This is a genomic window from Shewanella inventionis (assembly GCF_014641855.1).
GTDB lineage: Bacteria > Pseudomonadota > Gammaproteobacteria > Enterobacterales > Shewanellaceae > Shewanella > Shewanella inventionis.
Genome location: NZ_BMII01000108.1, coordinates 1 through 1,130 on the forward strand (window position 1 = coordinate 1; position 1,130 = coordinate 1,130).

Consider the following 1,130-nt stretch of genomic DNA (forward strand, 5'->3'; position numbering starts at 1 on the left):
GATCGCGAACGTTTTTTAAACAAAATACGCTATCGATTAAATCTTATTTGACCTAATACAGCGTTCGTGATCTTATACTCTCTTTTCAGGAGTATAAGCATGTATATCGAAGCCTTCACAAGCCACTTTAGTAACATCATCGACCAGCGCCAAACGGCCAAGGTGACATATCCTTTAGAGGATATCTTATTTGTGAGCTTATGTGCCGTCATCGCAGGCGCTGAGGGTTGGGCAGATATACATTGTTATGCTGATGGTCATCTAGCGTGGTTTCAAAAGCACGGTTACTTAAAGGAAGGTGTACCTGCTGATGATACGATTGCTCGAATTATTTCTCGTATTGACCCAGATGAGTTTAGTGCATGTTTCATGCAATGGATGCAAGCCGTCCATAGTGCAAGTGATGGCCAACTTATTGCGATAGATGGAAAAACGTTAAAGCGTTCTTATCATCGTAATGACCGTTTATCAACGATACACATGGTCAACGCATTTGCTTGCGAAAATAAGTTAGTGCTGGGTCAGTTAAAGACCAGTGACAAATCCAACGAAATCACCGCCATTCCTGATTTGCTGCGACTCTTAGATATAAGAGAAAAACTTGTTTCCATCGATGCAATGGGATGTCAGAAGTCAATCGCCGCACAAATAGTTAAGCAAGATGGTGATTATCTACTTGCTGTAAAATCGAATCAAAAATCATTGCATGACGCGATAATGTCGGCTTTTTCCTCAGTCCGCCAAGCCCCTTTATCACCGCTAGCTATCGAGAACAAACACGGTAGAGTTGAAGCGCGAGCTTATCATGTACTTAGTGCAAATGAGCTTGAAGGTGACTTTAGTGAATGGCAGGGTTTACGTTCAATTGGCATGGCGATGAGCTATAGACATTGCAATGGTAAGGGGGCATTAACCTATCGATATTATATAAGTTCGGCAGAATTACCAGAGCAGAAATTTGCAGATGCAGTGCGCTCTCACTGGTTTATCGAAAACAGTTTACACTGGGTTTTGGATGCTTCAATGGGTGAAGACCATTGCCAGATTTATCAAAATCATGCAGCAGAGAATTGGTCATTATTACGCAAACTATCGTTAAATATGCTCCGCTCAGAATCATCTAAGGGAAG

General features: G+C 41.8%; 1 protein-coding gene. It reads left to right on the top strand.

What is annotated here, in order from left to right:
• Positions 1-99 precede the first annotated feature (99 nt).
• On the top strand, positions 100-1,130 hold a 1,031-nt coding region (locus tag IEW93_RS21775), incomplete at its 3' end, for an ISAs1 family transposase (RefSeq protein ID WP_188741277.1).